This is a genomic window from Deinococcus piscis, assembly GCF_014653275.1.
In the GTDB taxonomy this organism is placed as follows: domain Bacteria; phylum Deinococcota; class Deinococci; order Deinococcales; family Deinococcaceae; genus Deinococcus; species Deinococcus piscis.
This window is the reverse complement of sequence record NZ_BNAL01000007.1, coordinates 91034-97434: the sequence shown is the minus strand read 5'-3', so window position 1 is coordinate 97434 and position 6401 is coordinate 91034. Positions and strand designations below refer to the sequence as shown.

Genomic DNA, 6401 nt, shown 5'->3' with positions numbered 1-6401 from the left:
AACAGCGGGCCAGAACTTGGCCCACTGTGCTACCCCGTCCCCTATGCTGACTTTTCAAACACGCTCTGAGGGTCTAAGGAAAAAGGGGCTTAGACTCTCCGACCCTTGGACCCTTAGACCTCCAGACATCTCCTCAGCAAAAGGCCTTCGATTCCCCTGCGCTCATCTATTTACCAAGTGTCCCCGCCCCCGGCAGGTGGCCAAGCGCCGATGCTTTGGCGCACGCTGATCATCTGGCCAAAGTGGTGGGCCGTGTGCAGCGCGAAGTCAGCCAGCAGTTCGCCCACAGTCTCATCGTGGTTGACCGGGCTGGACAGGTCGGGCCGCGCCGCATGGGCGTCAATGCGGGACAGCAGGTCGTAGAACTCGGTCTTGGTGGCGGACCACTCGCTCGCTGGAACCTCGCGCCAGGTGTCTGCCGCATGTTCGGGGTAGGGAACGCTCTGGCCGCTTTCGAGAATGTCCAGCATCCAGCGGTTCCACCAGTTGACGTGGGCCAGCAGCGACGCCACCGAGTGTGGCAGGCGCTCAGGCTGCTGCGTGGCCTGCTCCGCACTCAGGTCGGAAATAATCTCTTCCACACTAAGAAAAGCCTGCCCTCCCCGGAACAGCTTGGGCAGCAGGCGGGCGAAGGCCAGGGTAGAGGCCTGGGCGCGGGGGTCAGCGGTAGCGTCGGCTCCGGTCATGAGGTCCAGTGTACTGCGGGTATAAGGCCCGGCCTGATGCAGCAAAACCGCCCACCAGCAGGGGTGGGCGGCACAGGGAAGATAGGACAGACGGCGGCTTTATTTGCCTTTGAGGGCGTCGCTGATCTGGTCCTTGGCTTCCTCGAAGGAAGAGCGGGCCTGGGTGTTGTTTACCTCAGCGCTCACGCGGTCTGCACCCTCATGCAGTTTGTCGCTGGCATTGTCCAGCAGGCTGCCTTCCTTGCTGGCAACGTTGTGCCCAGCGGCGCTGGCGCGGTCCACACCCTCGTTGATTTTGGCAGCTGCGGCGTCGGCCAGGTTTTCCAGAATGTTCTTGTCACTCATGTTAAGACCTCCTGTCTTGAGATAGGTCCAGTCTGCACGCAGCCGATACCCGGCACCTAAGAAATCGCCCAAATGTCCTTATGAGTTGACCAACTTGGGGAGTTGACCCAGAGGACTCGTGGTTGGTCCGCAGCTGCGCGGCGACAGGACCCGTCACCGCTACGCCTGTATGTGGCATGGCCCGCCACGCTGAAACTGCTCTTACCGCCGTGGTGACAGACTTCTGGCTGAGACACACGCTAAACTGAGCATCATGGAAAGCAAAATTCAGGTTCCGGCGCAGGGCGAAAAAATCACCATGCAGGGTGATGTCCTCAACGTTCCCAACCACCCTATCGTTCCCTTTATTGAGGGTGACGGCACTGGCCGCGACATCTGGCGCGCCAGCGTGCGCGTGATTGACGCCGCAGTGGAAAAAGCCTACGGCAGCGACAAGAAGATTGAGTGGATGGAAGTCTACGCCGGTGAAAAAGCCAACGAAGTCTACGGCGAAGCCATCTGGCTGCCCGAAGAAACCGTGCAGGCATTCAAAGACTACCTGGTGGGCATCAAAGGCCCGCTGACCACTCCTGTTGGCGGCGGCATCCGCTCGATCAACGTGGCGCTGCGTCAGGAGCTGGACCTGTACGCCTGCGTGCGTCCGGTGCAGTACTTCAGTGGCGTACCCAGCCCTGTGAGAAAGCCCGAAGACGTGAACATGGTGATCTTCCGCGAGAACACCGAAGATATCTACGCCGGGATCGAGTTCAAGGACGGCACGCCCGAGCGTGACCAGCTGCGCGACTTCCTGATCAACACCCTGGGCGTGCAAAATATCCGCTTCCCCGACACCACCGGCCTGGGCGTCAAGACCGTGTCCCGCGAAGGCACCGAACGCCTGGTACGTGCCGCCATCCAGTACGCCATTGACAATGGCCGCAAGAGCGTGGCGCTGGTTCACAAGGGCAACATCATGAAGTTCACCGAGGGCTCCTTCCGCGACTGGGGCTACGAGCTGGCCAAAAAGGAATTCGGCGGCAAGGAACTGGACGGCGGCCCCTGGTTGGAACTGCCGAACGGTATCGTGATCAAGGACGTGATCGCCGACAACTTCCTCCAGCAAATCCTGCTGCGCCCTACCGACTACGACGTGGTCGCCACCCTGAACCTGAACGGCGACTACCTGTCCGACGCCCTGGCCGCGCAGGTGGGCGGTATCGGCATCGCGCCTGGGGCCAACATCAACTACTTGACCGGCCACGCCGTCTTTGAAGCGACCCACGGCACCGCGCCCAAGTACGCTGACAAGGACGTCATCAACCCCTCCAGCGTGATTCTGAGCGCCGAGATGATGCTGCGTCACATGGGCTGGAACGAAGCCGCTGACCTGATTATCAAGGCGCTGGACAAGACCATCCAGGACAAGACCGTCACCTACGACTTTGCCCGCGACATGCCAGAAGCGACCCAGGTAAAGACCAGCGAGTTTGCCGACAACATCATCAAGAACATGGACGCCGTGAAGTAAGCTTCACCCGCCAGAAGAAGTCTCTGAAGGAGTCAAAGGGCCTATGCGCTTTTTGACTCCTTCTTTTGGGTCCTCAGCTCCCTCATGCCCCCCCGGCCCCTACGCAACGCCTGTGCAGCGGTATCCTGATGTATGCCCCATGCCAACTTTACGGAAACGGTGCAGGCCGCTTTTCAGGAACGCTTCGGCGCTGGCTTTAGCCTGGCGGAAGCCGTGCGTGAGCAACATGGCCGCGACGAAAGCCGCGAAACGCCCGTGTTGCCCGACGCGGTTCTGTTTGCACAGAGCGAGCAAGATGTAATCGACGCTCTACAGATGGCCGCCGAGTACCGCTTGCCAGTGGTGCCGTGGGCCGCTGGCAGCAGCATCGAAGGGCAGCTGATTCCGGTACAGGGCGGCCTTTCGCTGGACGTGTCGGGGCTGAATCAAGTCCTTGAGGTGCTGCCGGGCAGCTTTCAGGCCACCGTGCAGGCGGGCGTCACCTACGCGGAGCTGAACCGGCAACTGCGGCGCGAGGGGCTGTTTTTCCCGGTGGACCCCGGTGCCGAAGCCAGTCTGGGCGGTATGGCGAGCACCAACGCTTCAGGCACCGCCGCCGTGCGCTACGGCACCACCCGCGACAACGTGCTGGCACTGCGGGCCGTACTGCCGGGCGGCGAGGTGGTGAACCTGGGCAGCAAAGCCCGCAAGACAGCCGCTGGCTACGACCTGCGGGGGCTGTTCATCGGAGCGGAAGGCACGCTGGGCGTGATGACCGAGCTGACTGTGCGGCTGTACCCCTTGCCCGCCCACGTCGCGGTGCTGCGGGCCAGCTTTGACAGCATCGAGCAGGGCGCAGCCTGCGCGGCGCTGCTGATGGGCGCCGCCCTGCAACCTGAGCGCCTGGAACTGATTGACGCGGGCGAAGTGGCCGCCGTGAACAACTATCTGGGCCGTGACTATGCAGTAGCCCCAACGCTCTGGATGGAGTTCGCAGCGGCCACAGAAGAAGCGCTCAGCGGCACCCTCGCCCTGGCCCGCGAACTGTGCGCCGAAAGCGGCGGCGGCAACCTGACCGAAGCCCACACCGAAGCCGAGCGGGCAGCGCTGTGGGAGGCGCGGCACAAAGCCTACTACGCCATCACCGCGCAGCATCCCGGCCACGCCTTTCTGACCACCGACATCTGTGTCCCCCTAGAGCGCCTGCCGGACATGGTGGCCTACACCGCCTCGCTGTGCCGCGCGGCGAGTGTGGAGGGCAGCTTGGTGGGGCATGTGGGCGACGGCAACTTTCACATGACTTTCCACGCCGACCCAGACGATGCAGCCCGCTGGCAGACCATCCACGGCATTTATGACCAGATGATTGCGCGGGCGCTGGAATACGGCGGCACCTGCACGGGCGAGCATGGCGTGGGTCTGCACAAAAAAGGCCACCTCGCCCGCCAGCACGGCGACAGCCTGGAGCTGATGCGCCGGGTCAAGGCGGCCTTTGACCCCCTGGGCATCATGAATCCGGGCAAAATCTTCTGACGGACTGAAGCAGGGCTGGGGCGTGGGTCAGGCCGGGGGCCTACGGTCTACCCAGCGCGACAGCGGACCATCAAAGCGGGCCAGCACTGGACCGAGGATGGCGGTCATCAGCACGTAGGCGGCGGTCAGTGGTCCCAGCACGGGCGTCAGCGCTGCGCCCAGGCCAGCAATCAGGATAGAAAACTCGCCGCGTGGAATCAGGGTCACGCCAGCGCGGATGCGGCCCCGGGTCTGCACCCCAGCCTGCGCCGCGCCGTGCCAGCCCACGATGAACTTGGTGACCGACGTGACCAGGGTCAGCAACAGCGCGGGCACCAGCACGTCTGGCAGTGAGGCCACATCCATCTCCAGGCCAAAGAACACGAAAAAGACTGCCGCGAACAGGTCACGGAGCGGCTCCACCAGCACCCGCACGCGCTCGGCCACTTCGCCGCTCAGGGCAATGCCCACCAGAAACGCCCCGATGGCCGCCGACACGTTGATGATGTCGGCCAGACCCGCCACCGCCAGCACCAGCCCGAAGGTGGACAGCAGCAGCACTTCGGCGCTCAGCGCGTTCATCAGGCGGCTCAGTACCTCCCCGTAGCGCAGCGCCATGAAGAAAGACAGCCCGAAAGCCCCCAGCGCTACCAATAGGTTGCCGCCCATTTGCCAGGCGGTGCCGCCAATCAGCAGCGCGGCCATCACCGGCAGATAAAACGCCATCGCCACGTCTTCGAGCACACAGACGGCCAGGACGACTGGCGTTTCGCGGTTGCCGAAGCGGCCCAGGTCGGCCAACACCTTTGAGACGATGCCGGAGCTGGTCAGGTAGGTCACGCCGCCCAGCAGCACGCAGGCCAGCGGTGCAAACCCCAGCAGCAGGCCTGCCAGGACGCCCGGCGTAAAATTCAGCGCCAGGTCCAGCAGGCCAATGCGGCGGTTGGCGCGGAGATTGTCTTCCAGCTCACGGCTGGTGTACTCCAACCCCAGCATAAACAGCAGCAAAATGGCTCCGATTTCGGCCCCCACGCTCACGAAGCTGGCCGCGTCGCCTTCGAGGTGCATCACTTGCCCCATCAGGATTCCGGCGATCAGGTACAGCGGAATAGGCGTCAGCCCGATGCGTCCAGCAAAGCGCCCCATGAGAGCAAGCGCCAGAATGACCGTGCCAATCTGCAAGAACAGCTGGCCCAGGGAGATGGTGACGCCCTCCATCAGAGCGCGGGCTTGCCGTTGAGGAAGTTGCCCGCCCGCAGCACGCCAGACGGAGTCCCAACCACCACCAGCACGTCACCTTGCAGGAGTGTCTCCTCGGGACCAGGGGCGGGAATGGCCTTTTCCTGCCTCACAATCGCCACGATGCTGGCTCCGGTGTGGGTCCGCAGCATCGTCGCGCCCAGTGGCCGGCCCTGGAACGGGGAGCCGTCTTCCAGCGTGATCCAGTCCAGGGCCAGCCCTTTGACCTCTTTGGTGAGCGTGGTGACTTGGCGGGTGACGGTGCTGCCGCCCAGCATGTCGGCCACCGCCTTGGCTTCCTCAGAAGTCAGGACGATGGCCTGACCACAGGCGTCTGGGTCTTCGCGGCTGGCAACAAACACTTCGCGCTTGCCGTCCCGGTGCGTGATCACACCGACGCGCTTGCCATATTCGGCATCAAAATCAAAGCGGCGACCTACACCGGGCAGAGCAGTTTCTTCGATACGGGGCATGGTTCCAGCGTACCCCTCCCGCCGAGGTTTGACCGAGCCTTGGACCTAAATCGCTACGGGACCGGCCAGGGGATGAGGCGCTCGCCCACCCTGGAATGGCTGCGTTAGGCTCAGAGGAGATGCCTTCTCCATTTCTTCTGTTCCCGGACGGGCCAGGTCGCCTGTCCCCAGTCGAGACAGACACCCTGCCACCCACCGCCCTGAACGGCACCTGGTTTGTGACCCGTACCAGCCTGCCGCTGTGGCGGGCGCTGGACAACCCGTCCATCACGTACGCACCGCTGCCGGGCGGCCAGGTGAGCGATACGGTGCGGGCCACCCGGCGCGGACGCGAGCGGCTCATCTGCGGGCTGGATACACCGCTCTCCACACCGGGCGCGTTCGAGTGGCGCGGCGTGACCCCGCTGACCCGCCTGGCCCCCAGCCGCTGGGAAGTGCTGGCCTGTGACCCCGCTGGCGCGCGCTGGCTGGTCACGTTGTTCGCCGCCACCCCATTCACGCCGGCTGGCCTGGACTTCTGCACGCGTGAGCCCTGGCTGCTGCCAGACGACGAACTGGCCCTGCACCGGGCGCTGGCCGGAGTGGAGCGGGCTGCGCCGTATCTGCCCCGGCTGTTTGCGCCCAGGCATGACGCAGCGCGCTGAAAGCCACTTGCTCCCA

General features: G+C 63.9%; 7 protein-coding genes. 3 read left to right on the top strand and 4 right to left on the bottom strand.

From position 1 onward, the window contains the following. Positions 1–170 precede the first annotated feature (170 nt). Together IE158_RS04555 and IE158_RS04550 are read right to left on the bottom strand one after the other, a co-directional pair. Complete coding sequence (locus IE158_RS04555) at positions 171–686, bottom strand: DinB family protein (RefSeq protein ID WP_189642480.1); 516 nt, start codon at positions 684–686, stop codon at positions 171–173. Positions 687–785: 99 nt separating this feature from the next. Continuing rightward, on the bottom strand, positions 786–1031 hold the full coding sequence (locus IE158_RS04550; protein ID WP_189642479.1) for a hypothetical protein: 246 nt from the start codon (positions 1029–1031) through the stop codon (positions 786–788). A 253-nt stretch (positions 1032–1284) separates the two neighbouring features. Between IE158_RS04550 and icd the strand changes: the two genes are divergently transcribed. Further along, positions 1285–2538 carry an NADP-dependent isocitrate dehydrogenase gene (icd, locus tag IE158_RS04545; RefSeq protein WP_189642478.1) on the top strand — a complete coding sequence of 418 codons (1254 nt, stop codon included), beginning with the start codon at positions 1285–1287 and terminating at the stop codon, positions 2536–2538. Positions 2539–2670: 132 nt separating this feature from the next. Then, entirely contained in the window at positions 2671–4050 is a 1380-nt protein-coding gene (locus tag IE158_RS04540; protein ID WP_189642477.1) for an FAD-binding oxidoreductase, read from the top strand. 27 nt (positions 4051–4077) lie between these two features. On the opposite strand, the gene IE158_RS04535 is transcribed toward IE158_RS04540, so the two are convergent. After that, positions 4078–5247 carry a cation:proton antiporter gene (locus tag IE158_RS04535; protein ID WP_189642476.1) on the bottom strand — a complete coding sequence of 390 codons (1170 nt, stop codon included), beginning with the start codon at positions 5245–5247 and terminating at the stop codon, positions 4078–4080. Then, positions 5247–5741 (bottom strand): cation:proton antiporter regulatory subunit, encoded by a 495-nt coding sequence (locus IE158_RS04530; RefSeq protein WP_189642475.1) that lies wholly within the window; start codon positions 5739–5741, stop codon positions 5247–5249. Before IE158_RS04530 ends, IE158_RS04535 begins: the two co-directional genes overlap by 1 nt. 119 nt (positions 5742–5860) lie before the next feature. On the opposite strand from IE158_RS04530, the gene IE158_RS04525 reads away from it, so the two are divergent. Continuing rightward, entirely contained in the window at positions 5861–6385 is a 525-nt protein-coding gene (locus IE158_RS04525) for a hypothetical protein (RefSeq protein WP_189642474.1), read from the top strand. The last annotated feature ends 16 nt before the right edge of the window (positions 6386–6401 follow it).